This is a genomic window from Aliagarivorans taiwanensis DSM 22990, assembly GCF_000429505.1.
Classification (GTDB): Bacteria; Pseudomonadota; Gammaproteobacteria; order Enterobacterales; family Celerinatantimonadaceae; genus Aliagarivorans; species Aliagarivorans taiwanensis.
This window is the reverse complement of the sequence record NZ_AUBZ01000024.1, coordinates 21,989-45,689: the sequence shown is the minus strand read 5'-3', so window position 1 is coordinate 45,689 and position 23,701 is coordinate 21,989. Positions and strand designations below refer to the sequence as shown.

General features: G+C 54.6%; 27 protein-coding genes and 1 other RNA gene. 7 read left to right on the top strand and 21 right to left on the bottom strand.

Annotated elements, in window-relative coordinates:
* Positions 1-4 precede the first annotated feature (4 nt).
* Entirely contained in the window at positions 5-1,717 is a 1,713-nt protein-coding gene (locus G462_RS0112620; protein ID WP_026959310.1) for a class I SAM-dependent methyltransferase, read from the top strand.
* A gap of 155 nt (positions 1,718-1,872) precedes the next feature.
* Here the strand turns inward: G462_RS0112620 and G462_RS0112615 are convergent, their stop codons facing one another.
* From G462_RS0112615 to smpB, 10 genes are all read right to left on the bottom strand, one after another.
* Complete coding sequence (locus G462_RS0112615; RefSeq protein WP_026959309.1) at positions 1,873-2,070, bottom strand: hypothetical protein; 198 nt, start codon at positions 2,068-2,070, stop codon at positions 1,873-1,875.
* Complete coding sequence (locus G462_RS0112610; RefSeq protein WP_026959308.1) at positions 2,063-2,455, bottom strand: hypothetical protein; 393 nt, start codon at positions 2,453-2,455, stop codon at positions 2,063-2,065. Before G462_RS0112610 ends, G462_RS0112615 begins: the two co-directional genes overlap by 8 nt.
* Positions 2,456-2,603: 148 nt before the next feature.
* Positions 2,604-3,416 (bottom strand): YagK/YfjJ domain-containing protein, encoded by an 813-nt coding sequence (locus tag G462_RS24300; RefSeq protein ID WP_084405058.1) that lies wholly within the window; start codon positions 3,414-3,416, stop codon positions 2,604-2,606.
* Positions 3,417-3,480: 64 nt separating this feature from the next.
* A complete protein-coding gene (locus G462_RS0112600; RefSeq protein WP_026959306.1) occupies positions 3,481-3,687 on the bottom strand; it encodes a hypothetical protein in 207 nt (68 codons plus the stop codon).
* 10 nt (positions 3,688-3,697) lie between these two features.
* Positions 3,698-3,901: a helix-turn-helix transcriptional regulator gene (locus G462_RS0112595; RefSeq protein WP_026959305.1), complete on the bottom strand. Its 204-nt coding sequence runs from the start codon at positions 3,899-3,901 to the stop codon at positions 3,698-3,700.
* Entirely contained in the window at positions 3,891-5,204 is a 1,314-nt protein-coding gene (locus G462_RS22725) for a tyrosine-type recombinase/integrase (RefSeq protein WP_084405057.1), read from the bottom strand. Before G462_RS22725 ends, G462_RS0112595 begins: the two co-directional genes overlap by 11 nt.
* 196 nt (positions 5,205-5,400) lie before the next feature.
* Positions 5,401-6,135 carry a hypothetical protein gene (locus G462_RS0112585; RefSeq protein WP_026959304.1) on the bottom strand — a complete coding sequence of 245 codons (735 nt, stop codon included), beginning with the start codon at positions 6,133-6,135 and terminating at the stop codon, positions 5,401-5,403.
* The gene (locus tag G462_RS0112580; protein ID WP_026959303.1) at positions 6,128-7,336 is read right to left on the bottom strand and encodes an integrase domain-containing protein; all 1,209 of its coding nucleotides are present in this window, start codon (positions 7,334-7,336) and stop codon (positions 6,128-6,130) included. The genes G462_RS0112585 and G462_RS0112580 overlap by 8 nt, the downstream gene beginning before the upstream one ends.
* A gap of 216 nt (positions 7,337-7,552) precedes the next feature.
* Positions 7,553-7,921: a transfer-messenger RNA gene (gene ssrA / locus G462_RS24295) on the bottom strand.
* Between the two features lie 80 nt (positions 7,922-8,001).
* Entirely contained in the window at positions 8,002-8,481 is a 480-nt protein-coding gene (gene smpB, locus G462_RS0112575; protein ID WP_026959302.1) for an SsrA-binding protein SmpB, read from the bottom strand.
* A 102-nt stretch (positions 8,482-8,583) separates the two neighbouring features.
* Between smpB and G462_RS0112570 the strand changes: the two genes are divergently transcribed.
* Positions 8,584-9,012 (top strand): type II toxin-antitoxin system RatA family toxin, encoded by a 429-nt coding sequence (locus G462_RS0112570; RefSeq protein ID WP_026959301.1) that lies wholly within the window; start codon positions 8,584-8,586, stop codon positions 9,010-9,012.
* A 2-nt stretch (positions 9,013-9,014) separates the two neighbouring features.
* The gene (locus tag G462_RS0112565; protein WP_035477651.1) at positions 9,015-9,359 is read left to right on the top strand and encodes an RnfH family protein; all 345 of its coding nucleotides are present in this window, start codon (positions 9,015-9,017) and stop codon (positions 9,357-9,359) included.
* Positions 9,360-9,411: 52 nt separating this feature from the next.
* Here G462_RS0112565 and G462_RS0112560 read toward each other — a convergent pair whose 3' ends face one another.
* The 3 genes from G462_RS0112560 to recN all read right to left on the bottom strand — a co-directional run bounded on the left by G462_RS0112560 (position 9,412) and on the right by recN (position 12,148).
* Positions 9,412-9,858 (bottom strand): hypothetical protein, encoded by a 447-nt coding sequence (locus G462_RS0112560; RefSeq protein WP_026959299.1) that lies wholly within the window; start codon positions 9,856-9,858, stop codon positions 9,412-9,414.
* Between the two features lie 134 nt (positions 9,859-9,992).
* The gene (locus G462_RS0112555; RefSeq protein WP_026959298.1) at positions 9,993-10,352 is read right to left on the bottom strand and encodes an outer membrane protein assembly factor BamE; all 360 of its coding nucleotides are present in this window, start codon (positions 10,350-10,352) and stop codon (positions 9,993-9,995) included.
* A 131-nt stretch (positions 10,353-10,483) separates the two neighbouring features.
* On the bottom strand, positions 10,484-12,148 hold the full coding sequence (recN, locus tag G462_RS0112550) for a DNA repair protein RecN (protein ID WP_026959297.1): 1,665 nt from the start codon (positions 12,146-12,148) through the stop codon (positions 10,484-10,486).
* Between the two features lie 190 nt (positions 12,149-12,338).
* Between recN and G462_RS0112545 the strand changes: the two genes are divergently transcribed.
* Positions 12,339-13,556: a multidrug effflux MFS transporter gene (locus G462_RS0112545; protein ID WP_026959296.1), complete on the top strand. Its 1,218-nt coding sequence runs from the start codon at positions 12,339-12,341 to the stop codon at positions 13,554-13,556.
* Here the strand turns inward: G462_RS0112545 and G462_RS22720 are convergent.
* Positions 13,553-15,019: a DUF2867 domain-containing protein gene (locus G462_RS22720; protein ID WP_035477650.1), complete on the bottom strand. Its 1,467-nt coding sequence runs from the start codon at positions 15,017-15,019 to the stop codon at positions 13,553-13,555. The genes G462_RS0112545 and G462_RS22720 overlap by 4 nt on opposite strands.
* Before the next feature lie 382 nt (positions 15,020-15,401).
* Between G462_RS22720 and G462_RS0112535 the strand changes: the two genes are divergently transcribed.
* Together G462_RS0112535 and G462_RS0112530 are read left to right on the top strand one after the other, a co-directional pair.
* Positions 15,402-16,037, top strand: coding sequence for a 2OG-Fe dioxygenase family protein (locus G462_RS0112535; RefSeq protein WP_035477649.1), 636 nt, complete (start codon positions 15,402-15,404; stop codon positions 16,035-16,037).
* A gap of 14 nt (positions 16,038-16,051) precedes the next feature.
* Entirely contained in the window at positions 16,052-17,287 is a 1,236-nt protein-coding gene (locus G462_RS0112530; RefSeq protein WP_026959294.1) for a cysteine desulfurase-like protein, read from the top strand.
* On the opposite strand, the gene G462_RS0112525 is transcribed toward G462_RS0112530, so the two are convergent.
* Together G462_RS0112525 and nadK are read right to left on the bottom strand one after the other, a co-directional pair.
* Positions 17,264-17,989, bottom strand: a complete 726-nt coding sequence (locus G462_RS0112525) for a flagellar brake domain-containing protein (RefSeq protein ID WP_026959293.1) — start codon at positions 17,987-17,989, stop codon at positions 17,264-17,266. The two genes, G462_RS0112530 and G462_RS0112525, sit on opposite strands and share 24 nt — an antisense overlap.
* Before the next feature lie 85 nt (positions 17,990-18,074).
* Complete coding sequence (gene nadK, locus G462_RS0112520) at positions 18,075-18,956, bottom strand: NAD(+) kinase (protein ID WP_026959292.1); 882 nt, start codon at positions 18,954-18,956, stop codon at positions 18,075-18,077.
* 155 nt (positions 18,957-19,111) lie between these two features.
* Here nadK and grpE point away from each other — a divergent pair, with 155 nt between their 5' ends.
* Positions 19,112-19,765 carry a nucleotide exchange factor GrpE gene (gene grpE, locus G462_RS0112515; protein WP_026959291.1) on the top strand — a complete coding sequence of 218 codons (654 nt, stop codon included), beginning with the start codon at positions 19,112-19,114 and terminating at the stop codon, positions 19,763-19,765.
* A 64-nt stretch (positions 19,766-19,829) separates the two neighbouring features.
* On the opposite strand, the gene G462_RS0112510 is transcribed toward grpE, so the two are convergent.
* The 5 genes from G462_RS0112510 to G462_RS22715 are packed head-to-tail and all read right to left on the bottom strand — an operon-like array spanning position 19,830 to position 23,700.
* Positions 19,830-20,603, bottom strand: coding sequence for a heme ABC transporter ATP-binding protein (locus tag G462_RS0112510; RefSeq protein WP_026959290.1), 774 nt, complete (start codon positions 20,601-20,603; stop codon positions 19,830-19,832).
* On the bottom strand, positions 20,600-21,610 hold the full coding sequence (locus G462_RS0112505; RefSeq protein ID WP_425393731.1) for a FecCD family ABC transporter permease: 1,011 nt from the start codon (positions 21,608-21,610) through the stop codon (positions 20,600-20,602). Before G462_RS0112505 ends, G462_RS0112510 begins: the two co-directional genes overlap by 4 nt.
* Before the next feature lie 49 nt (positions 21,611-21,659).
* Positions 21,660-22,550: a heme/hemin ABC transporter substrate-binding protein gene (locus G462_RS0112500; protein WP_035477648.1), complete on the bottom strand. Its 891-nt coding sequence runs from the start codon at positions 22,548-22,550 to the stop codon at positions 21,660-21,662.
* Positions 22,547-22,963 (bottom strand): ExbD/TolR family protein, encoded by a 417-nt coding sequence (locus G462_RS0112495; protein WP_026959287.1) that lies wholly within the window; start codon positions 22,961-22,963, stop codon positions 22,547-22,549. Before G462_RS0112495 ends, G462_RS0112500 begins: the two co-directional genes overlap by 4 nt.
* Positions 22,960-23,700, bottom strand: a complete 741-nt coding sequence (locus tag G462_RS22715) for a MotA/TolQ/ExbB proton channel family protein (protein WP_084405056.1) — start codon at positions 23,698-23,700, stop codon at positions 22,960-22,962. Before G462_RS22715 ends, G462_RS0112495 begins: the two co-directional genes overlap by 4 nt.
* Between the last annotated feature and the right edge of the window lies 1 nt (position 23,701).

Here is a 23,701-nt window from a genome sequence, read left to right as displayed (position 1 = left end):
TCGAATGAACACAACGGTGAAGTTCTATGACCAGCATGCAGAAAGTCTAGCCAGGCAATATCAGTCTGTTGACGCCGATGTTGTTCATCTTAGTTGGCTGCATTACTGGCCTCAGCAAGGGGGCAGAGTGCTTGATGTTGGCGCAGGCAGTGGGCGTGATTCGTTATGGATGGCTGAGCGCGGTTGTGACGTTTTCGCCGTTGAGCCTGCAACAGCCTTGCGCGAAAGCGGTAAGCAGCTAACCGGCGACAAGGTGATTTGGCTAGATGACCAGCTGCCTACAATCGGCAAAGTGTTCGCCCTAGGGATACGCTTTGACCTCATCTTGGTGAGCGCGGTCTGGATGCATGTACCAGAGAGCGACCGAGCCCGTGCCTTTCGCAAGTTGAGCAGTCTACTGGCACCTAATGGGCGTATTGTGCTGACATTACGGCACGGTGATTTCTCCGATGGGCGAACCAGCTATGGCGTATCGGCGGAAGACGTGCAGCAACTGGCCAAGAACCATGTTTTGCTAGAGCGCTTGGTTACCCCCCTTCATAAAGACGAACTCGCTAGGCAAGATGTTCTGTGGCAAACGCTGGTATTTGAGCTGCCAGATGATGGCAAGGGTGAGCTTACCCATATTCGGCGGATCATCGTTAACGACAGCAAGTCGGCCACCTATAAACTTGCGTTGCTACGCACTTTGTTGCGGATTGCCGATGCGCACCCCGGCGCGGTTAGTGATCGCAGTGATGGAAAGGTGGTAATACCCGCCGGGTTAGTGGCGCTGTATTGGATGCGCCAGTTTAAACGCTTGCTCGATATCAAGGTGAGCGGCGGGCAAGGGCTTCAGCAAAGTAGCAATACCAGCAAAGGACTTGGCTTTGTAAAAGCCGATGGCTGGGCGAAGCTTACCCACCTCACGGCAGAACACTACTCGATTGGCGCTTACTTTTTTGGTGATGAGGCTAAAGCGCTGCAACGGGCGCTAAGCCATGCCCTGAGCACCATCAAAGCTGGCCCTGTGACCTACATCTACCATCAACACAAAGACAATCGCTTGTTCGACATTGCGCCGCCTACACAGCGTCGAAAGAACCTTGAGTCGGTAGTATTGGACCATCAGTTCCTTAGTAGTTACGGTGATTTTGTGTTGGGGGAAAACCTATGGGAATGCTTGCGGATTTATGGTTCGTGGGTTGAACCGTTGGTAGTCAACCAGTGGATTATGGAGATGCAGCGCTTTGAGCTTAATCGTGACCGCAACATCATGTTGCAGGACTACCATGACCGCTTGGTGTGGATAGACCAAGAGCATAACACCCGCGAGGTGCGCCAGAGGGTGGAGCAACTGCGAAGTGAGCAGCAGGCCATCAAATCTGTTTGGAGTGGGAGCGTGCTAAAGAATGAATATCACGTCGACCACTGTATGCCATTTGCGTATTGGCCAAACAACGACCGCTGGAACCTATTGCCGACCAGTAAGACCGAGAACCAAAACAAGCGCGACCGGCTGCCAAGTATTCAGCGTTTCCTGAGCGCCAAAGGTTTAATCCTTGAGTGGTGGCAGCAAGCCTGGCCAGACGAGTCTCTACAGCAATGCTTCTTCAATCAGGCGGCGCTGTCACTGCCGAATGTGCCTGAGCAGTGCCGCGATTTTGAAGAAGTGTTTGAAGCGATGGGGCTGCAAATGCGCGGGGTAAAAGCGCGGCTGCAGGTTGGGGAGTGGTAAGCTCAGGTCTACATGCCTTGTCCGGACAACATCAGGAGAAAGTTCGTACACTGTTCTCACTTTGTTCGCACAATGTGTGCACATTGTGCGAAGTTGCCAGTTGGTATAGGCACAGGCAATAACAGTTAACTCGTCGTGTCTGCAAGCAAATCTCGCTATTTGAAGTACTCCAAAGGCTTGTTGCTTAGATTCAGTATTAACCCGCCATAGCGCCGATACTCAGCAAACTGTCTTTGAGCATCTGCTTTGGTCGTTTCCGGCCTTAGTATTACGCAAAACGGCAGGTTGCGGTTAGGGTCAACGCTGCCTTTCAGTCGTTTCAAGCGGTTTGCCAATCCATCGACGCTAGCCATAGCGGGCCTCCAGTTGGTTCATCTGCTGCTTAATATCGGCAATGTCGGTTAGCTCTACCAGTCCTCTAATGGTGGCTAACATCGCTTGCGCGTGGTCAGCGGGAATTGTCCCCTGAGCTGCCGCCTCAACCGTTTTCTTGGCCATATCTTGGGGTGAATCACCCGACTTGAGATTGGGTATGCTGTACTGCAAGGTGCTGGGCTTGAGCGGCGCGCACATGCGTTCACCAATGAACTTGAGTGCCCACGGCGCTCCATCGGTAAGCCCTTGGTTCAGAGCGTCGACAAACAACCCTTCGTTGTCGCGTAATGCTTGCTGAAGCTTGGGGTAAGGACTGGCTGGTTTCCGCCCTGCACCCGGCCGTTTTCCACCGTGACCTGCCATCGTTTATACCTTTCCGTTAGCTGCCTAATTTGATTGAACTTGATTATTTTGATTAATTCAAGTTATTGATAAATATTGGATTTATGGAGACGTGTAGAGACACCAAACCTATCTTACTTCGTTATTTCATCGGTGATTAGCAGCTGGCTTACCTCTGCTTTGAAGTGTTGTTGTACTCAGGCTTTATTCGGCTTGTATTGTAGTTTTTGGCCTGGGCTGCGCCGCTGCCTTTACCACGAGCTTTGGCAAAATAGCTGATCCGCTGCACCAGTTTGGTCAGCTTTCTTGCATCGTCGAAGCGCAGCCGTAGATGGTTGTTTTGGGGGAAGTGTGGGCGCAACCCAGTAAGCCCTAGCCAGGTTTTGGTCACCAGTTCACTTATCTTGTCCCAGCGAGTAATCCGGTCTCCGTCGACCATTACGACTACGTGGTAGTGGTGTCTGTCGCTATCTTCCATCTCGCGAACCCACTGGTAGCCCAAGCGAAGCTCTTGATAGCGATTCTTGAGTGCTTTATTGAGGCGGTGGAAAAAGCGACTGATCAATCTGTTGTCATCCGATGGCCCAGTAGTACTCAGCACAAATGAGGTTGCCAGGATACGCCTGTGATGACTGAGCATCGCTTCGACTTGCTCGACAAAGGAAAACAGAATACTTGGATAGTAACCAAGATGCGCATTGGGAATGGCTATAGGCGGTATACCGAACGCGTCGATATAAGCGGCTGTTGTTACACGGCGAGACTGGCGACGGCCACTATAAACAGTGGATTTGGAACGTTGATCCGTATTGATCTTACTTAACCGGGTTGAAAAATGACCATTGGCTTGGCCTGAACTCCCAGTATTGCTGGGATGGGGCGCGTCACTTTGGTTATTTTGGGGAGACAAACCGATCATCAGATTCTCTTCCCTGTTCTTGCTAATGGATCGCTTGGATGTCGGAACGCGGGGTGCTTTCATGGCATTAACCTCAATTGTATGGGGCAGGCTTGCTGCCCCGTTTTGCTGCCGATTTGCTGATGTGTTAGGTGATTGAGGTTCCCACCCAAAGGTCGTTCTCCTTCAGGTAGTGAACGCTATAGCTGTCGGACATCCGAACTGTCCATTGCGTGTCCTTGTCAAGGTGCATCGATGTGCAGAGGTGATCGACTATCGATTGTAGAACGGCGATGGTTTTCGCATCGTTGATGATGATTACTTCAGCACGTGGCTTTATTTGTGTCTTTTTCATTTGGCATCTCCTATGCGTTGGTGCCTAACTTGTCGATAAATGACATTACCTCTGCGGCTTTCCAGCGGCTGTTGCTACCGATCTTTAATGGCTGTGGCAACTGCCCCCGGTTGACCAGCTTGTAGACCTGTGAGCGACTGATTTTCAGCAATCCTTGAAGGTCTTCCAGCGTCAGTAGTGGCTCACTTGTATTTTCTTGAGGCTTAGTGGACATGGTGTGCTCCTTGCGGTGGGATGATTGGTTGGTACTTGGTTAAGTCAACGCCCATTGGGCTGTTGTTATGGGGGATTCGCCATGGCTGTGGTGGTTCATTGGCTTGTTGCTGAGCTTGCATAATGAACAGGCTCCACCAGCGCATTAGATCGCGTCGCTCTTCGAGGTAGTTACTTCGGTTGTATGCGGCTCTGATCTGATTTTTGTCCAAGTGGGCCAGCGCGCACTCGATGATGTCAGAGCGGAAAATACCTGCTTCATTGAGTGCGGTTGAGGCCATACTTCGCAGCCCGTGGGCAACTTGTACTCCGGCCAGCCCAGAGCGCTTAATTGCTGCATTAGCGGTTTGTGAGCTTGCGTGGGTGTGAGGGTTGCGTGAATTTGGGAAGAGGTACTCACGATGACCAGTCAGGAAATTGAGGTGCCTGAGTAGTGCGACCACTGCCTTACTCAGCGGTATTACATGCTCGCGCCTTTTCTTCATGTGGCCTGCGGGGATAACCCAGACGCCTTTGTTGAAGTCGAAATCTTGCCAGCGCGCTTTCGCCGCTTCGCTAGGGCGAACCATGGTGTGCAGCTGAAACTCAATCAACAGCTGAGTTATCGTCTTGATGTTCGTTCCTTGCAAAGACTCGAAGAGCTTGGGCAACTCAGCTGGAGGGAGGGTTGGCATATGTGTTTTCACTGGCGGGGTGAAGGCTGCCTTGATGTCAGCTAGCGGGTTGTTGTCGGCAAGCCCAACATTGACGGCGAATGTCATGACCTGATTCAAACGCTGGATGACCCGCCGAACCTGTTCCTTGGCTCCAGTCCTGTCCAACGATTTCAATGCATCAATGGTATCTGGTGCGTTGATGGTGTGTATGGGCACTGCACCCAGCTTTGGGAATGCATGCAGCTCTAGCGAGCGCCAGATATCATGGGCATGATCTTCCGTGACTGTTGCTCGCTTTACTTCAAACCACTGCTCAGCCACACGGCGCAAGGTGTTAGCTTGTTGCTTCTTGGCCATTCGCAGTGTTTCGGCCCGAAACACTTGAGGGTCGATGCCTTCATCTAGCTGTGCCAAGGCCAGTTTGCGTTGCTCGCGCGCTTGTTTTAGCGTCATGCGAGTGTAGCGGCCAAGTGTCATGCTGGTGCGCTTACCGGTGATTGGGTTGACGTAATCAAGCACCCAGGTTTTGCTGCCTGTAGGCATTACCACAAGCATCAGGCCTTCACCGTCGTAGAGCCGGTACACTTTGCCTGTGGCTTTCGCTTCGCGAACCGCTTTATCGCTTAAGGGTTTGATTATTTTGGCCATTTTTGCTCCTCATCAAGTCAATATCTGTTAGCATGGCGACAGTCCGTATCGATCCTTATGAGATCTCGGAGACGCGTTTCTTAAGATATGGACTTAGAGAGCCTGCTTTTAGGGGAGTTTTTCCACGAAAGATGGAAGGGTGTAACCGTAGTGGGGGATTTTCACGCTGCCCCAGCGGGACAGCGCAGAGCTTGTGTTAGCTTGGGTTCTCAGCCAGATGCTTTTCAAGAAAGTAATCTGGCGCAACTAGCTCAGGGTAAATGAATAGTATGTTGCCCCTCGTTCGCTTGTGAAACAGAGGTTTTTTTGGTTTTTCCGAGATGGTACTTAGTTCCACAAAGTACCGCTGAGCAGCTGCTATTGCGGGTGGCAGCCACAAGGCGTGATTTTCGATTAGGCTCAAGAGTGAAATAGGCTTGAGAAATTGCTCAGCGGTTTCACTTAATCCAAGTAACAGTGGCAGCGCCCCTCGGGCTTGATTCCATCCACTTGATTTCAAGATGTCACTGGCATCGGTTTGCGAGTAGATTTTAGGCCACTCTTGCCTGATCATTTCGTCAATAGCCAGACTGGGCTGGCCCTGTTTGACTAGCTCAAGTTTTGTGCGGGCTATCTGTGCTAAGCGTAGATTGTTCTCTAGCTTGGCCTCCGCACGAGTAAAAGATGCTAGCGCATCTCGCATCCTATGTTCTTTTACTGGCTTGCCTCGCGCCCCTGCCGCATTACCCCACTCTTCGATTGATACTCCCAAGGGCTCGCCATCACTTTTGTCTCGTAGGATGAAATCGATGGAGTCATGCAGCGTTGGCACTGCTTTGCTCTCGTCATCATAGATGGCGTAAGTTAAGTACCGCGTAGCCCCATCGAGGTCGTCGCACAGTTTAAGAATGCCATATTTATAATCTAGTTTTGGCTTCAGCTTGTCATCCATATGCCTTCCTTTTGGCTTCAACGATATAGTTGCTCCACCACTGCATCAGTTCGCGGCGCTCATTTAGGTAATCACTGCGGTTGTATGCTGCGCGAAGCTCATTCTTGTCGGCATGCGCTAGTGCATGTTCGACAACGTCATAACGAAATCCTTGTTCATTTAGGGCTGTGGAAGCGATGCTGCGCATTCCATGGGCAACGAGCTGACCAGCCAATCCAGCGCGCTTTAGCGCCATATTCGCCGTCTGCTCGTTCATGTGTGTTTTAGGATCGCGGTTACCAGGGAAGACAAAGGTTCGGTGGCCTGACAACGGCTTGAGATGGTGAAGGTAGCCGATAACCGGTTCGGTAAGTGGCACGCGATGCGGGCGCTTCTTCTTCATAAACTCGGCAGGGATAATCCAAAGCGCGTGTTCTATGTCGATATCTTGCCAGCGCGCTTTTACAGCTTCACCGGGGCGAACCATCGTGTGCAGCTGAAACTCAATGAGCAGTCGAGTGGTGGTCTTGATGTTGGCTAGCTGCAATGCTGCGAATATTCGCGGGAGTTCGGCTGGTGGCAAGGTTGCAAGGTGATTTTTCTTCGGAGGGGAGAACGCGGCTTTTATACCGGTGAGTGGGTTGCTCTCCAGCAGGCCGGTGTTAACCGCAAAGGTCATAATTTCGTTCAGCCGTTGAACAACTCGGCGTACCTGTTCTTTGGCACCGGTAGCGTCGAGCGCCTTCAGTACTTCAATTGTTTGTGGAGCGTCGATTTTGGTGATCGGGGTGCGGCCAAGCTTGGGAAATATGTGCAGTTCCAAAGAACGCCAGATGTCGGTAGCGTAGTCAGCCGTGACAGATGATTTTTTTACTTCCAACCATTGTTCAGCAATCCGCTGCAGGGTGTTGGTTTCTTCTTCATGCGCGGCCTTACGCAGGTCTGATTTGTGCTCCTTAGGATCAATCCCTTTGGCGATTAGACTCCAGATACCGTCGCGTTCGCAGCGGGCTTGCTTGAGGGATACATGCGGGTACTTGCCAATGGTGAAGCTGCTTCGTTTTTGGGTGAGGGGCTTCTTGTAGTCTTGCACCCAAGTTTTACTGCCAGAGGCCGACACCACAATCATCAGCCCGCCGCCATCATATAGCCGGTAGACTTTGCCAGTTGGCTTTGCTTCCTTCACCGCACGATCACTGAGTGGTTTGATCTTTCTTGCCATCGTAGCCTCCTATGCATGGAGCCAAACCAGAACAACGATGCATCTCGCGAAATAGCAGTAAGACAATTGGCAGTAAAATCGGTTTACTTCCATTTTTACTACTAAGTTTGATGGATTGAGGTGAATCCTTAGAGATGCATAGATACAAAAAAACCTTACATCACAATGGGATGTAAGGTTTGATATGTCAACCCATGGAGGGTTTATGCGGTAATGTGGTGGAGCTGGCGGGAGTTGAACCCGCGTCCAAAACCAGTCTAACCAATGGCGCTACATGCTTAGTCAGTCTTTACGTTCGCCGTTAAGCTGCGGACAGACACGCTACTTAAAAACTAGCTTGAATTATATTTAACGTTTCAGCTCTCAAGCGGGAGCATCCGCGCGATCCTGTTTGGGTTTGATCCCCCGTTGGTCCCCGTCTTACAGGCGGAAGCTAGGGCGGGAGAGCCCTTAGCAGGTTATTAAGCTGCTAGTGCGTAGTTTTCGTCGTTTGCGACTATTTTTTTGCGGCTTTTTTACGAGGCCAACCGCACCTCGGCATGCTCCACAAGCCTTCGTGATCCTGTCGAATCCTAAATCAGCCCCGGAATTGTGCGCAGTTTAGCACAGCAGCTTTGGCTTCACCTAGCCCTGTGTGTTTAACTGCGCTGAAAGTGAGCAATTGTCTAACGCAGGTTAGACTTCATTACCCGATCTTTCGAGCGTTGCCACTCTCTGTCTTTGATATCGGCGCGCTTGTCGTGGTCTTTCTTACCTTTGGCAAGGCCGACTTCGATCTTGGCCCAGCTGCGCTTCCAATAAAGCGACAGGGCGACCAAGGTCATACCTTGGCGCTCGGTGGCACCAATCAGTTTGTCGAGCTCACGGCGATTCAGCAGTAGCTTGCGTACCCGGGTTGGGTCGGCCACCACGTGGGTTGAGGCGGCTTGCAGAGGCAGCACGCTCATTCCCGAGATGAAGGCTTCGCCGTTGCGGACGAACACGTAGCTCTCGCTGATATTGGCCTTACCGGCGCGTAATGATTTTACTTCCCAGCCTTGTAACTCCAGGCCTGCTTCGAATTTGTCGCTGATGCTGTATTCGTGGCGGGCGCGCTTATTTTGCGCAATGGTACCCGGGCTGGGCTTTTTAGATTTCTTACTCATAGGGCGCTTATTATACTCATGCGCGGCCACTTGAAAACTGCTATTGCACCGCCTTGGGCGGCTAATGCTAAAATGATGCGGATTTTTGTTAAGAGGGCTGACATGCCGCAAGTCAATCGCAGTGCGCTGGTGATGTACAGCGCCGAGCAAATGTATAAGTTGGTCAACGACGTTGCTGCCTATCCTGAGTTTCTGCCCGGTTGTGTGGGCGCGACCATCAAGCAGCAAACTGGCGACCAGATGGTGGCCGAAGTGGCGGTTGCCAAGGCCGGGATCCGCAATAGCTTTACCACCGAGAATACCCTTGAAGATGGCCGTTCCATTTCGATGACTTTGGTCGATGGGCCGTTTAAAGCGTTGTCCGGGATTTGGCGTTTTACCGCCCTTGATGAGCAGGCTTGTAAGGTGGAGTTGGACCTGCAGTTTGAGTTCAGCAGCAGCTTGATTGCCGCGGCCTTTGGCCGGGTGTTTAATGAACTGGCCGGAAACATGGTGAACGCCTTTGTTGAGCGCGCCAAGCAGGTGTATTAGTGATGAGTAAACAGATTTCTATTGAAGTGGTGTATGCCTTGCCCCATGAGCAACAACTGCTGGCAGTGAGCGTGGATGAAGGCACCACCATTGAGCAGGCCATTGTGCAATCGGGGATTTGCGAGTACTTTCCTGAGATTGACCCAGCAAACGCCAGCGTAGGCATCTTTAGTCGCGCGGCGAAGCTGAATCAGCAGCTAAAAGACGGGGACCGCATCGAGATCTATCGCCCCTTGATTGCCGACCCGAAAGAGTTGCGTAAGCTGCGTGCGGAGCGAGCCAAAGAGGAAGGTCGCGCCAGTAAGGTGACTGGCGGCAGGCCCAAGAAAGGCAGCCAGAAGGTTTAACTGCAAGCGCTAGACGCTGTAGAAATGAAAAAGCCGGGTTAGCCCCGGCTTTTTAGTGGCTTGTTGGCTTAGCTTGGGCAATCTTCAAGGTTTTAACATTGCCGACAAAGCCATTTTGGCCCCTGAGATCGACGACTACACCGCCGCCTTGCTCCAAGAACGCTCTGGTATAGCTTTGGCTGCATACGTAATCCATAACCTCGGAGGTAACGCTTGCTCCTGCTTCTGGGAACCATTCCCAGCGGCGGTTTTTTAAGGTGTGGGTAACGACAAACAGGCTACCGACCACCTCACATTTGAAGTTGGTGTCGGCGCTGTAGGTTCCGTAGCGTCTTTCCGTGCACTCCTCCGCGATGTTGCGGGAGAAGCTTGCCAGGTAGTTGGCATCGAGTTGATTGGGATAGGCATCGACCGCTTCAGCGAGCTTGCTGTCGTTGGTGGTGGCGCATCCGGTAAGGCCTAGAGCGGTGGCTAATAGAGCGATTTTTACGAGATTCATTGCTACTACATCTTCCTTGATAAGGTAACTAATAAATCAAAACAGTGTCAGCTTATCAATTGTCGCGAAAAGAAAAAAGCTTGGATTAACCAAGCTTTTTTCATATTTAGCAATGTCTTAGGCGAAGGGGCTGACTAGCTATCCAGCGGAGTCATAAAGTCGGGGCTCAGTTCGTAGTCGCCTTCCACCAGTGCAAGATGGTTGCCGACAAACTGTACCATCAGGTCGCGGCGCTCGTATTTGCCGTTGCCTTCTTGATAGCTGTAGATGTAGTACCAACGCTCTTTGTCGAAGGTGTCGACCAGCATTGGGGTACCCAGTACGAAGCGCACTTGCTCTTTGGTCATGTTGATACGCAGTTGTTCAACTTTGGCGTTGTCGATGTAGTTGCCTTGGGGGATGTCGATTTTGTACACCATCCAGTCGAACGCTGAACAGCCAGCCAGGCCGCCTAGGCCTAACACGAGAATACAAAGTTTAGCGAAATTGCGCATAACGGTGAGTTGCTCCTTTACTTAGGTGGGCAATCATAACCAAGCGCGCCTAGAAAAAGAAGCCGGATCTTTGAGAACCCGGCTCCGATTCGCATTGTTGCAGGTAGAAATGCTTGCTTGGGTGAAAAGACTTAGTCCTGAACCAGCAGCTCGCGGGCATTTGCCAAGGCCGAATCGGTAATGGCGTCGCCGGCTAACAGGCGGGCCAGCTCGGTGATGCGTTGGTCCGGGTTGAGCGCCACCATACTGGTTTCGGTGTTGTTTCGGCCCTGTTGTTTTTGCACCAACATCTGTTGGTGGCCATGGCCGGCGACCTGCGGCAGGTGGGTTACACAGAGGATCTGGCTTTGTTGGCCGAGCTGGCGAAGCATACTGCCAACCACGGCGGCAGTTGGCCCGCTAATACCCACATCCACCTCATCGAAGATAAGGGTGGGGCTGAGCATCGACGACGAACAAATAACCTGAATCGCCAAGCCGATACGCGATAGCTCACCGCCTGAGGCGACCTTATCCATAGCCTGCAGTGGTTGGCCGGGGTTGGTGCTTACTTGCAGCTCAAGCTTGTCGATACCGTTGCTGTTTGCCTGCGTCTCATCGCTGACCACTGCAAACTGGCATTGGGCCTTGGGCATGCTGAGCTTGCGGATTTCCTGGCAGATGCGGTTGGCCAGCTCTTTGGCATTGCGTTGACGGCTTTTGGAGAGCTTTTGTGCCAGTTTGAGGTAGTGCTGCCAGGCCTGCTCGATCTCTTGGTCTAAGCCTTCGAGGCGCTCGCCTTGTTGGTTAAGCTGGGTGAGCTTGTCGGCTAGCTGGGCGTGGTGTTCGGGTAGCTGTTCGGGGCGAACCTGATGTTTGCGGGCGAGATCGAGCGCTTGAGACAGGCGCGCTTCAAGCTCGTTAAACGCTTCCGGGTCGTAGTCAAGATTTTCGCTGTAGTGGCTGAGCTGATGGCTGGCGTCGTCGAGCTGCAGTTGGGCTTCGTGCAATAGGTTGCTTAGCTCTTCCAGTTTTGGGTCGAGCTCGCAGAGCTGACTGATGCTGCGACAGGCCTGATTGAGCATGTCGTTCACGTTTAGCTGTTCGTCTTGGGCCAGCAGCTGCAACAGTTGTTGGCTCTGTTGCTGCAGCTCGGTGGTGTTAGACAGACGCTGGTGATCTTGCTCGATTTGCTGGTACTCGCCTTCGCCCAAAGCGAACTCGTCCAGTTCCTGTACTTGGTATTCCAACAGTTGGCGCTGGGCTTCCAGCTCTTGTTGCTGCTGTTTGGCTTGGGCCTGTTCGTTACGTAGCTGCTTCCAGTGTTGATAGCGCTGTTTTACCTGTTCTAACAGGCTTTGATGGCTGGCGTATTGGTCAACGATATGCAGCTGCTGCGCCGGTTTAAGTAGCTGATGATGGGCGTGTTGGCCGTGGATGCTGATAAGGTATTGGCCGAGGTTCTTTAGCTGGGCCAGCGGTACCGCGGTGCCGTTAACATAGGCTTTGGAGCGGCCTTCTTTAGTGACTACACGGCGTAGTATGCACTCACTGTCACTATCCAGTTCATTCTGTTGAAGCCACAGCTGGGCCTGTGGGTTTTGCTCGATATCGAACTGTACGCTGATCTCGGCTTTATCGGCACCCGGGCGAACCATGGCGGCCTCGGCGCGGCTGCCCAGGCACAAGCCGAGGGCGTCGATAGCGATGGATTTACCGGCGCCGGTTTCGCCGGTAATGGTGGTCATCCCACGGTGAAAATCGAGTTCAAGAAAACGTACGATGGCAAAATTTTGGACCGTCAGCTGCGTTAACATAACCATACCTGTGTAAAAATACAGTAGCTGTATAACCATACAGGTTGGTTGGAAACTGTGCAAGGTTAAATCAGCCGGGTTCGGGTATATCCGAGTTGGATAATCACTATTTAGCGGTGTTTCGCGCAAGCCATGCGAGCGCACACCGGAGTATGCTATAACACGCGCATTAAATTTAAAGGATCCTGTTGTGCCTAACCGAAGCTCCCCTCCTATCTCTTTGGTGGTCTTGATGGCCATGATGATGTCGATGGCTGCGCTGGCTATCGATATGATGCTGCCCGCGCTGCTAGATATTGCCGCTGAATATCAGCTGGAAAACAAAAACCAGTCCCAGTGGGTGGTCACGGCGGTGTTTATTGGCATGGCGGTGGGGCAGCTGTTCTATGGGCCAGTGTCAGACCGCTTTGGTCGTAAAGGGCCGATTGCGCTGGGCTATTTGCTGTTTTGTAGCGGGGCACTGCTGTGTTTTCTGGCGCCGAGCTTTGAGCTACTGATTGCCGGGCGACTGATCCAAGGCATGGGGGCGGCGGCGCCAAGGGTGCTCACGGTGGCGATTGTGCGCGATAAGCTGCAGGGCGAGGCGATGGCTAAGGTGATGTCGGTGATCTTCTCGGTGTTTATCTTGATTCCGATCTTCGCGCCTAGTTTGGGGCAGGTGGTGATGCATCTGGCGGGCTGGCGCTGGATCTTCGGTGTGCTGTTCTGTGCCGGGGCGATTGTGGCGCTGTGGTTTAGCTTTGGCCTTGAAGAGACACTGGACAAGGCGAAGCGCCGACCACTGTCGCTTGCCAGTATCGGCGAGGGCTTTCGCTTTTTCTTCACCCAGCCGCAGGCGGTCAGTTACACCGTGCTGTCGGGGCTGATCTTCGGTGTGTTTATGGCCTACCTCAACTCGGCATCGATCATCTATATCAAGCTCTACGATATGGGCGCGATGTTCGGTGTGCTGTTTGCGGTAGCGGCCTGCTCGGTGGGGGCTGCTTCGCTGGTCAATGGCCAGCTGGTGACCAAGCTGGGGATGCGGCCGTTGGTGCGCGGGGCGCTGATCGCGGTGATTGGTTTGAGTGCTCTGTTCCTGATTGTACTGTTGCTGCTGGCCGAACTGCCGCCGCTGTGGCTGCTGATGGGCTATATGGTGCTGGTGTTCTTCTCGGTGGGGATCTTGTTCGGCAACCTCAACTCACTGGCTATGGAGCCCTTGGGCGCGCTAGCGGGCTTGGGGTCGGCGATTGTTGCCAGCCTGTCGACCTTGATTGCGATCCCCATTGGCGCGCTGATTGGCGCCAATATCACCACTAACGTGACACCGCTGGTACTGGGCTTTTTGCTGTGTGGCTCGGCGGGCTTACTCGCCCAATTGTGGGGGCAGCGGGCGGTGCAGGCCTTGGCCTGTCATGATGGCTAAGGCTTAGGCGCCTTGGCCGCCTGCTTAAGGATGGTTTTAATCATCCCGTGAAACAGGATCAGGTGGGCGGGTTTGAACAAGATCCAATACAGTCGACCCCATAGCCCTTTGGGATGCCAGTAGGCGGTAATCGACAGGCGGCTATGGCCGTCTGGTTCCGGGTCGATGCTGAACTCCAAGCAGCCAGCGCCCGGTGAGCGCATCAAAAACTGCATAAACAGCCGCTTTTCGCGGCGCGCCTCTTTGATTAACCAGTTATCCAACACCTCGCCGCTAAATAGCTCGATGGGATTCTCCCGATAGCGGCGTAGGCCCTCACCGCCAAATAAGCGGTCGATCCAGCCGCGCATTTGCCAGAACAGATCAAGATAGTAGTAGCCGTGGTGGCCGCCAAGTTTGCGCAGTACCTGCCAGATCTGCGCGGGTGTTGCCTTGGCGCTGTGACAGACGTGGATCGCCTCGCCATAGTAGGCGTTTCGATTGTTGTGCAGTCGGTAGATCATATTGCCATGGTACCAGCTTAGGCTGTCTTGTTGCTGGGCTTCGTAGTTATCGGTTTGCTCGAAGGCTTGCTCCAACGACAACAGCTGTTGCGGGTAGAGCTTTTGTGCCAGCGAGGGCTCCGATTGAATGTCGTGATACAGGCCACCGAGCAGCGCGCGGATGATCCCTGGCGGCGCGCTGGTCAGCAGCGGCACAAACAGGCGCATCAACTGGATTGGAATATTGGGCAACACAATGCTGCGAAACGGCTTGTTCAGGTGGTCGGCGTAGGCCTGCATCAGCTCCACATAGCTGAGCTTCTGCGGCCCGGCGATATCCAAGGTTAGGCCCTGCATTGCCGGGGTATCGAGGGTGGCACTCATATAAGCCAGCAAGTTCTCCAGCGCAATCGGTGACGAACTAGAGTGCATCTGCTTGGGCAGGATGCCGAAGGGCAGGTGATTGACCACATCGCGGATCACCTCAAAGGGCGCAGAGCCGGGGCCGATAATGATCGGTGCGCGGATCTCGGTTACTTTGATGCCGGTGCTGTGCAGCGCCTCGCCGGTTTGCTCGCGCGAGCGCAGGTGGGTGGAGCGGGTAGCATCGGCGGTGAGTGAGCCCAAGTAGACGATATGTTCCACTCCGGCTTGGTGCGCCGCCAAGGCCAGGTTGCGCGCAGCTACCCGGTCACGCTCGGCATAGCCTTTGCCATCGCTCATGCTGTGGATCAGGTAGATCACCTGCTTCACCCCTTGCAGCGCGTTGCTCAGGCTTTGCGGGTCGAGGGCATTGCAGTGACAGCGCTCCAACGCGTGATGATCGGCCAGCGGCAGGTTCTCTGGGTGGCGACAGGCCGCTCGCAACTGATAGTTTTGTGCCAGCAAATAGGGCAGTAGGTGGCTGCCAATATAGCCACTGGCCCCTAAAACCAGAATTTTTCCCTGTAGGTAGTGCTCGCGCGCTTTGCTGGTTGGCATCGGCTATCTCTTCCAAAATCAATACCTTACTCATGCAAGGTTAGTTGAGTGTGGGATGAGCTCAAGCCTTAAAGCGTGAGATTGTCTTCAGCTTGGAGTTATCTGTGGCTAGGTAGTGAGTGAGTAGTGATAACTGTCGCGATGACAGCTAAATATGCTGTTATTTTTCCTCATGAAAACAAGCTGTTGCAAAGCTCTTAGTGAGAGTCGGAAAAGTCTGGCTGGCTAATTGTTACAATTTGGATGAACGGGCTGCAGATTAATATCTGCTCGGCGTAAAGTTCCAAATTGATTGGTTTATGCCACGTTTTGTGCGGTGGTGCGGTCAAACAATAGTATCGATTACTAATCTGAGGCTGAATGCCTTAGTAGGAGTGACCCTATGATTACTCATGCCAATAGCCTGTTACAGCTCAATCACTTAAGCGATAACGCCGTGGTTGAGCTGATCCCTTCGTTCTTTCATCTGCCCCATACCGACCATGCCGATGGCGCTTATCGGCTGCGCCGTTACTCAATGGTGCAACTGTGCGGCGAGCGCTTGCTGGCCTTGCCCGAGAGCGACTTTGTACAAAGCACCGATGTGAACCATTTCCAAGGTGATGTGGTGCGCCACTTCGAGCCACTCGAGCCAGAGACGGTGGCCAGTGATGGCCTAAAAGAGATGTGTGAGCTGTTTTTGGAGGCCCATGAGCTGGCCCGCGATCATGTGATTGAGGTGCACCAGATCCGCATTGTGGCGATCAATGAGCATACGCCGGTGGCGCCCGAGGGAGTGCACCAAGATGGCTTTGACCATATCGCGGTGATCGGCATCCATCGACACAACATCGAGGGTGGTGATTTTATGGTGTTTCGTGAGCGCAACGCCCAGCCGATTATGGCGCTGACCCTGCAAGATGGCGATGTGGCGATCCTCGATGATCATCAGCTGTGGCACTACGCCACGCCGATAACAGCCTGTGATGAGCGCGAACCGGCCTACATGGACGTATTCGTACTGACTGCAAAAGACTAAAGCGAGGACGGTACATGCCCTATAGTGCAGAAGCCTGCTGGCAACAGCTTGCTGTGGTGCAGGCGCACCGCGATAGAGGCGAGCTTTGCCCCTACTTCTTCGATGGCCCCGGGGGGGCGCAGATGCCGCAGTCGGTGCTGGCGGCCATGAGCGAGTACTGGCAGGGCGGCAATGCCAATTTAGGTGCCCCCTATGCCAGCAGCGAGCGGGTGGGGCAGATTGTCGAGCAGGGCCGAGTTAGTGCTGCGGCGCTGCTGAATGCGCCCCCGGCGCAGATTATCTTCGATCAGAATATGAGCTCGCTGGCGTTTAAGCTCAGCCGTGCGATCAGCCAGCGCTGGCGGCGCGGCGATCAGATCATCGTCACCCAGCTCGATCACTTTGCCAACGTCAGCTCCTGGCAGCGCGCCGCTCAGGACCGGGGCGTGGATGTAATAACCGTGGGGCTGGACAAACAGGGCTGGCAGCTCGACTACGCCAAGCTCGAAGCGTTGCTCAGCCCCAAGGTGAAACTGCTGGCGGTGAGCGGCGCATCCAATGTGTGTGGCTCTATTGTGAATCTGGCGCGGGTCGCCGAGATGGCCAACGCGGCAGGGGCGATGCTGGCCATCGATGCGGTTCACCTACTGCCCCACCAACTGATGGATGTACAAGCGCTGGACTGCGCCGTGGTGTTTGGATCGGCCTATAAGTTCTGCGGGCCGCATCTGGGCTTTGCCTACTTGGCCGAGCCTTGGCTCAGCGAGTTGGAGGCGTATCGGGTGAGTGCCGCTACTAATCTAGGCCCGGGGCGTTTTGAAACCGGCACCCAGAGCTTTGCAGCGATCGCGGGGATGAGCGCCGCGATTGACTATTTAGCACAGTGGGGAGAGCGCGATGCAGGACTGCGTGCCCGCTTAGTGGATAGCTATGCCCAGTTTAGTGCCCACGAACAGGGCTTAAGCGAGCGCTTTATCCGCTGGTTACAAGCGCGCCCACAGTGGCAGCTTTATGGCTTGCCGCTGGCCGATAGCGCCTTGCGCACTCCCACCTTTGCACTTAGCCACCCACAGTATTCCCCCTATCAGTTGGCCAAACAGTTGGGCGAGCAAGGTGTGTACTGCGGCGCCGGGCATTTCTATGCGCCGGCTCTGTTGGAGCAGTGGGGCCTTGCGCCGCAGCCAGGCGTGCTAAGGTTGGGCTTTATGCACTATACCTTGGCGCAGCAGGTTGATGAGCTGTGCCGCTTATTGGACGGCTGTATCGCTTAGTTCAACGTGGGGTGAGCCCTGCAAAGGAACTGTTTCCCCCTCTGCTAGTTTGCACCCGAGGAAGGTCAGGCCATGGCCGTCTATGGTTTGATTGATCACGCTGCAGACAAAGCTCTTTTCAGGCTTGTCGCTATCACCGGCTTGCTGGTTATCGAAGCTCACGATCAGTGAGTGATCTTTGAGGTTGCCAATCTCTTCGCTAGCGCCTTCCAGCTTGATGCGGCAGCCTTTCTCAGAGTAGTCGGTCAGTAAGCCTTGCAGCGTGGCTGGCGCGCGCTCACTCGACTTCTCATCGGCAAGGGTAGTGAGGGTACACGGTGCTTCGGTGATAAAACGCTGCTGATGACGGAGATCGATGATCTGTAGCTGCTTGGGATAGCTAATAAACAGGATCAGCGTGGGTTTGTAGATAAGATGAAGTACTACTGAGCGAAACGCCAGGCACTGGCCAGCGGTGCTCTCGGCAATGGTTCGTGCCACCATGCCAGTCCCTTCCACAAACAGGTCTTTAAAGCGTACCTTGGCCTGCTGCGGAACTTGTAGGATTACCATTTGGTTCACCCCATAGCCCAGCAACTTGCATCTGAGGCGGGATTTACTGGCGTTGGTAAACTGAAGATCAACCTGGGTATTTTGCGGAACTTTGCTGAATAAGCTGGCTATTTTTCCTGTTTCGGCAAGGGTAGTTGGTGCTCTCGTCATAGCTAAGCCTCCGTGCTCTTATTCGAAGAGTCAATAAGGCAAACTTAGCTTTAGCTGTTTTCTTAGTCAATAAACTTGGCGCGACTTAAAACAGCTTGCTACCCCAACCCAGTTTGCTACGCAGCACCTTAAAGTAGTCGTAATCTTTGGGGTGAACCAGGCGCAGGGCGTGGGTCTGCTTGCGGATCACCACCTCGTCGCCGGGGCGTACCGGTAGCGCCACGTGGCTGTCGCAGCTGACCTGAATAAAATCGGCATTTTCGCGCGAGATACGCAGGCGGATCTCACTGTGGCTGTCGATCACGATCGGCCGTGAAGTCAGGGTATGGGGGAACATCGGTACCAACGTCAGGGCGTCCAGCCTTGGGCTGATAATCGGGCCGCCTGCCGAGAGTGAGTAGGCGGTAGAGCCGGTGGGGGTTGAGATAATCAGGCCATCGGCACGTTGGCTGAGCATAAAGTGGCCATCGATGTAGACCTCGAACTCCAGCAAGCTGGCCACGCGTTCGTGGTGCAGCACCACCTCGTTCATGGCGCTGTTGCTGCTTTTGATCTCATTGTGGCGGATGACCTGGGTTTCCAGCAGATAGCGGTGCTCGGTGACGTATTCGCCCTTTAACACCTCTTCCAGTGGCGGCAGCAGGTTGTCGGGGTCGAGATCGGTCAGAAAACCAAGGTTGCCCCGGTTAACCCCGATTACCGCAATGTCGAAGCGCGACAACACCCGCGCAGCGCCGAGCATCCGACCATCACCGCCAACTACCACTGCGAGATCGGCCTGTTCGCCCAACTCGGTAATACTGGCGATGGCATCGGGGGTAAACGGCAGCTGGCGAGCGCTCTCGGTTTCCACCAGGATCGGGTAGCCCTTCTCTTTGAGAAATGCGTAAAGCGTGCTGAGGGTATCGCAGGTCTCGCGGTGATCCGGTTTGCCAATCAGGCCGATGGTTTTAAATGCGCTGCTCATAAGGTGTTGATTTTACTTCTTGATAACAGGGAGTATAACCCTTGCTGACGGGCCGCAGCCAGATTTATCGCCAGCCTCCCTTGAAAGCCGGAGGTTGATCCCCATAATAAGCACAAGTTCCAAGAAATTAACCAGATTTATTACGGAGATCCTGCATGAGCAGTGAGCAGAACAAGCCACAGGTTGAAGAAGAGCAAGTAGTCGAGCAAGCCACCCCGGACGTAGAGGCTGCCGAGGAACAAGCCCAAGCGGCTGCTGCAGACCTTGACGCTCAAGAGTCAGTTGAAACCGAGCAAACTGAAGAAGCGCAAGAGATCAGCATCGCCGAACTCATTGAGCAACTGGCTGCCGCTCAAGCCAAAGTTGAAGAGCAAAAAGACAGCGTAGTGCGCGCTAAAGCTGAGATGGAAAACGTCCGTCGCCGCGCCGCCCAAGACGTAGAGAAAGCCCATAAGTTCGCGCTGGAGAAGTTCGCCAACGAGCTGCTGCCAGTTATCGACAACATGGAGCTGGCGCTGCAACACGCTGACCACGACAACCAAGACCTTAAGCCGATGATCGAAGGCGTTGAGCTGACCCTGAAAACCCTAATTTCCGCGGTTGAGAAGTTCGGTGTTGAAGTGGTTGACCCGAAAGATGAAACCTTCGACCCTGCCAAGCACCAAGCCATGGGCATGCAAGAAGTTGAAGGTGTAGCTGCCAACACCGAGATTGCGGTTATGCAGAAAGGCTACCAGCTAAATGGCCGTTTGATTCGCCCTGCGATGGTGATGATCTCGAAAGCGCCTTCGGTAGACACCACTGCTTAAGTTCGCTCTCGCGACACGTTTTAAAAAGCCAGCCCTGGGGCTGGCTTTTTGTGTTTTAGGGCATTTACGCGCTGACCAGCAAGGGGTAATCGGCGCGGGGGTGGGGCATCACGGTGATCGGATAGCCATAAACAGCCTCAATACGCCGTTCGCTGAGTACCTCCCAGGGCGAGCCGTCGGCGACCAAGTTGCCTCGTTCTAACAGCAGAATACGGTCGGCATATTGGGCGGCCAGGTTCAGGTCATGGATCACCGCCACCACACAAGCGCCTTGCTCGGCTTGCAGTTTTGCCAGCTTGAGGGTGTTGTGCTGGTGGGCTAAGTCGAGCGCTGAGGTGGGCTCATCGAGTAGCAAGATGGCCTGCTCACCGGCTTGGGCTAGCTGGGTAAGCACCCGGGCAAAGTGAACCCGCTGCTTTTCGCCGCCGGAGAGCATTGGATAAGGGCGGAGTTGCAGGTGACTGACATCGGTCAGTGCTAAGTTTTTGTCTACTATGTCATCGAGCTGTAGCTTGCTGACACTCAGTGGTAGTGCGCCTAGCTCCACCACTTCGCGCACACTAAACGGGAAGGTCAGCTCACTGCTTTGCGGCAGCACCGCTAGGTGGCGCGCAAGCCTCTCGCTGCGCCAGCTCTTCTGGGTTTGGCCAAATACTTCCACCTTACCGCTGGCGCGCAGCTCTCCAATCATCGCTTTTAGCAAGGTACTTTTCCCCGCGCCATTGGGGCCAAGTAGCACCGTTAGCTGACCGGATTGCAGGGCCACCGAGGTGGGCTTAAGCAACTGCTTGCTGCCAATACTTACGCTGAGTTGGTGGGTTTGAATGGCGATACTCATGAGATCCTGCCCCGTTGTTTAATCAGCAGCACGATAAAGAAGGGGGCCCCGAGGATGGCGGTGACAATACCCACTGGCATATCCAATGGGGCAATAAGGGTGCGTGCGCCCATATCGGCTAACAGCAGTAACAGCGCACCCAACAGTGCCGCCAGAGGCAGTAAGCGCTGGTGGTTGGGGCCACAGAGCATTCGCCCAAGGTGGGGAACGATTAGGCCAACAAAGCCAATCATGCCGGAGAGGGCGACACAGATCCCCACGCCAGCGGCGGTCAGTAGGATGCAAAAGCGTTTTAGACTCTGCACATTAACGCCCAAGTGACGGGCTTCAGCCTCTCCCAATAGCAGGGCATTGAGCGATTTCGCATGGCGGTAGAACAGTACTCCGAGAACCAGCAAGGAGGCGTAAGCCAGCGCCAAGCCCGGCCAGCTGGCTCCCGCCAATGAGCCCATGGTCCATAGCGATAGGTCGCGCAGTGCTTGGTCGTCGGCATAGTAGTTGAGCAGGCCCAATCCGGCTCCGGCAAGCGCACTTAGCGCCACCCCCGCCAATAGCATCATGGTGACCGAGGTGCCGTTGGGGCCACTGCCCAAGCGGTACACCAGTACCGTGGTAAGGGCGCCCCCGATAAAGGCGCACACCGGCACGGTGGCAAATAACAGCACCTCGGGATAGTGCTGCGCCAACGAGCCAAACAGCACGATGGACAAGGCGGCTCCTAGCGAGGCACCGGCCGACACGCCGATGATGCCGGGATCGGCCAAGGGGTTGCGAAACAGACTCTGCATCACCGTGCCACACAAGGCCAGAATCGCGCCTATGGCAATGGCCAGCAGGGTGCGCGGCAGGCGCACTTGGCGGATGATTACCTCGATATGCGGCGCCAGCTCGCTGGGCAAAAAGGACTGCTTGGGCAGCAGGGCACGCATGCTGTCGCTAAAGCTGATATCCATCGGCCCCAGACTTATCGAGGCAACCAGCGCGAGATATAAACCCAAGGCACACATCAGCAATAGGCTGCCGAGGCCGCGCGGCGAGTGAGCTTGCAGTAGCATCTTAGTAGGCGTCCTTGTGGAAGCGCTGGCTGAGCGTGCTGGCTAGCGCAAGACTGGCGGGCCCTACATCGCCGATCAGCGCGTGGCTTGGCACCGAGATAATCTGACCGCGTGCGCCGGCTGGGGTCGCCGCCAGCAGTGGGTGTTTGGCAAGGATCTGTTCGACTCCGCCGTAGCTATTGACGGTGCGCTCGGCGACCAGCAGATACTGTGGCTGCTGCTCAACAATGGCTTCGATTGACAGGGCTTTGTAAGAGCTAAAGTGTTGGCGTGCCGGGTTGTGGCCTCCGGCCAGCGCAATAATGGTATCCACCGGGGTGTTGCTGCCCGCAACGTTGGGGCTGCGCCCTTCACTTAGCATTAGGAATAGCACGGCGGGTTGGCTGTGCAGGCTGTCGCGTTGCTGCGCCAGTTCAGTGATCTGCCGCGCTAGCTGCTGTTTAAGCTGCTCTGCTTGTGGCTGCCGCTGAGTGAGTGTGGCGAGCTGGTCGATGCGGGCAAACAGCTGCGCCTGCTTATCGCCCTTGACCAGCTGTACCACCTCAACGCCACTGGCTTTAAGCTGACGTAGGGTAGTATCGGGCCCCATTTCGTCGCTGCCAATAAGGTGGCTGGGGGCGAGTGCGAGCAGGCCTTCGCTGGAGAGTTGGCGGTGGTAGCCGACTTGAGGAACACTGCCCTGAGGATCGTAGTGGCGACTGGTGCTGTCGATGGCCACCACACTCTCGTCTGCCTGTAAGGCGAACAGTAGCTCTGTCACATTGGCGCCCACGCTAATTAGCCGCAGTGGCTCAGCGTTTATGCTGGTGAGCTCAGTGTTGTCGGCGCTGGCTAAAGCGGGAAGGGTCAGGCTGGCCAGCAGCGCCAGCGCGGAAAAGGTTCGCTTGGTCATGGGTGTTGTTCCATTACTATCTGAGTGGCACTGACTTGCTGGGTTTGCAGCAGTGCCAGCAGTTGCATCATTTGTTCGACTTGGGTGCGTTTATCGGCGGCGATGACCACCGGTAGGCTGCTATCGACTTGGAGTTGCGCTAGCAGCGCGTTTTGAAAGCTGTCCCAGCTGGCGTAGCTGTCTGCGTTGATTGCCCAATAGGGCGGCTCGGCGGCCAGGCTTAGGGTTAGCGTCTCGGGCGGTGGGGTGTCCAGTGCTGAGCTGTTGTCGGTACTGGGTACCTCGATCTCAAGGGTTTGCAGGTGCACGCCAACGCTCATCAGCAGGAACACCATCACGATAAAGATGATATCGAGCAGAGGGGTGAGGTCGGGCTGCATGCTCGGAGCCACCGCATTGCTGGCGCGGATCATGCGGTTTCCTCGCTGAGTGGGTTATGAGCGGTTCCCGACGTGTGCTTCTCTGCGCTGTCGCTACAGCAGCTCTGCTGCTGGGGGCACTCCTGTTCACAAGACAGGCGATTAAGATCGATGCCTTCCAGATAGAGGTTAGCGTGGTTAAGCGCGTGCTCTAGCTTGGCGCTGCAGCTCTCTGCCCACAGGTTGCAAGCTTGAGCACCAACAATTGCTGGCAGGGCGATCATCAAACCGGCGGCGGTGGTGCCCATCGCCAGACCCAGGCCGTCGGCCAAGCTGGCTGCGTCGACGTTGCCGCCTTGCTCCGCCAAGCCATTAAACATGGCAATCAAGCCAAGTACTGTACCGAGTAGGCCAATCAACGGGCTGATCACGCCAATAATCCCCAGCACCCGCACCCCGGCACCGAGCTGTCGGCGCTTCTCGGCCAGCCAAATCTGCGCGGTTTCTTCGCGCAGACTTTTACAAAGGTAGCGATGGTTTAGCAGCATGCCCAAGGCTTGCTTGAGCATATTGCGCTGCTGATACCACTGCTCGGCCAGTTGGCTGAGATCGTGTTGGCGAGAAGGAGCCAGCTGGTAGAGCTGACGAATCGTGCTGGCGCAGCGCAGCCGACTATTGAGCAGGATATATAGACTTCGCTCCAGCAATAGCATCACGGTGAGTAGTGACAGCAGGCTAAGTGGCCAGGTCATCAGACCGAGTTGGCTATGCAGGGTTTCGAGGCTTGGCATG

Coding starts and splice junctions, on each gene's coding strand:
- G462_RS22715 (WP_084405056.1), bottom strand. CDS start 23,700: ATGCCAAGCCTCGAAACCCTGCATAGCCAACTCGGTCTGATGACCTGG.
- G462_RS0112560 (WP_026959299.1), bottom strand. CDS start 9,858: ATGAATCTCGTAAAAATCGCTCTATTAGCCACCGCTCTAGGCCTTACC.
- G462_RS0112495 (WP_026959287.1), bottom strand. CDS start 22,963: ATGATCCGCGCCAGCAATGCGGTGGCTCCGAGCATGCAGCCCGACCTC.
- G462_RS0112570 (WP_026959301.1), top strand. CDS start 8,584: ATGCCGCAAGTCAATCGCAGTGCGCTGGTGATGTACAGCGCCGAGCAA.
- G462_RS0112580 (WP_026959303.1), bottom strand. CDS start 7,336: ATGGCAAGAAAGATCAAACCACTCAGTGATCGTGCGGTGAAGGAAGCA.
- G462_RS24300 (WP_084405058.1), bottom strand. CDS start 3,416: ATGAAAGCACCCCGCGTTCCGACATCCAAGCGATCCATTAGCAAGAAC.
- G462_RS0112610 (WP_026959308.1), bottom strand. CDS start 2,455: ATGGCAGGTCACGGTGGAAAACGGCCGGGTGCAGGGCGGAAACCAGCC.
- G462_RS0112505 (WP_425393731.1), bottom strand. CDS start 21,610: ATGTGTGCCTTGGGTTTATATCTCGCGCTGGTTGCCTCGATAAGTCTG.
- smpB (WP_026959302.1), bottom strand. CDS start 8,481: ATGAGTAAGAAATCTAAAAAGCCCAGCCCGGGTACCATTGCGCAAAAT.
- recN (WP_026959297.1), bottom strand. CDS start 12,148: ATGTTAACGCAGCTGACGGTCCAAAATTTTGCCATCGTACGTTTTCTT.
- G462_RS0112530 (WP_026959294.1), top strand. CDS start 16,052: ATGCCCTATAGTGCAGAAGCCTGCTGGCAACAGCTTGCTGTGGTGCAG.
- G462_RS0112510 (WP_026959290.1), bottom strand. CDS start 20,603: ATGAGTATCGCCATTCAAACCCACCAACTCAGCGTAAGTATTGGCAGC.
- G462_RS0112525 (WP_026959293.1), bottom strand. CDS start 17,989: ATGACGAGAGCACCAACTACCCTTGCCGAAACAGGAAAAATAGCCAGC.
- G462_RS0112585 (WP_026959304.1), bottom strand. CDS start 6,135: ATGGATGACAAGCTGAAGCCAAAACTAGATTATAAATATGGCATTCTT.
- G462_RS22725 (WP_084405057.1), bottom strand. CDS start 5,204: ATGGCCAAAATAATCAAACCCTTAAGCGATAAAGCGGTTCGCGAAGCG.
- G462_RS0112620 (WP_026959310.1), top strand. CDS start 5: ATGAACACAACGGTGAAGTTCTATGACCAGCATGCAGAAAGTCTAGCC.
- G462_RS22720 (WP_035477650.1), bottom strand. CDS start 15,019: ATGCCAACCAGCAAAGCGCGCGAGCACTACCTACAGGGAAAAATTCTG.
- G462_RS0112555 (WP_026959298.1), bottom strand. CDS start 10,352: ATGCGCAATTTCGCTAAACTTTGTATTCTCGTGTTAGGCCTAGGCGGC.
- G462_RS0112600 (WP_026959306.1), bottom strand. CDS start 3,687: ATGAAAAAGACACAAATAAAGCCACGTGCTGAAGTAATCATCATCAAC.
- nadK (WP_026959292.1), bottom strand. CDS start 18,956: ATGAGCAGCGCATTTAAAACCATCGGCCTGATTGGCAAACCGGATCAC.
- G462_RS0112535 (WP_035477649.1), top strand. CDS start 15,402: ATGATTACTCATGCCAATAGCCTGTTACAGCTCAATCACTTAAGCGAT.
- G462_RS0112615 (WP_026959309.1), bottom strand. CDS start 2,070: ATGGCTAGCGTCGATGGATTGGCAAACCGCTTGAAACGACTGAAAGGC.
- G462_RS0112565 (WP_035477651.1), top strand. CDS start 9,015: ATGAGTAAACAGATTTCTATTGAAGTGGTGTATGCCTTGCCCCATGAG.
- G462_RS0112500 (WP_035477648.1), bottom strand. CDS start 22,550: ATGACCAAGCGAACCTTTTCCGCGCTGGCGCTGCTGGCCAGCCTGACC.
- grpE (WP_026959291.1), top strand. CDS start 19,112: ATGAGCAGTGAGCAGAACAAGCCACAGGTTGAAGAAGAGCAAGTAGTC.
- G462_RS0112595 (WP_026959305.1), bottom strand. CDS start 3,901: ATGTCCACTAAGCCTCAAGAAAATACAAGTGAGCCACTACTGACGCTG.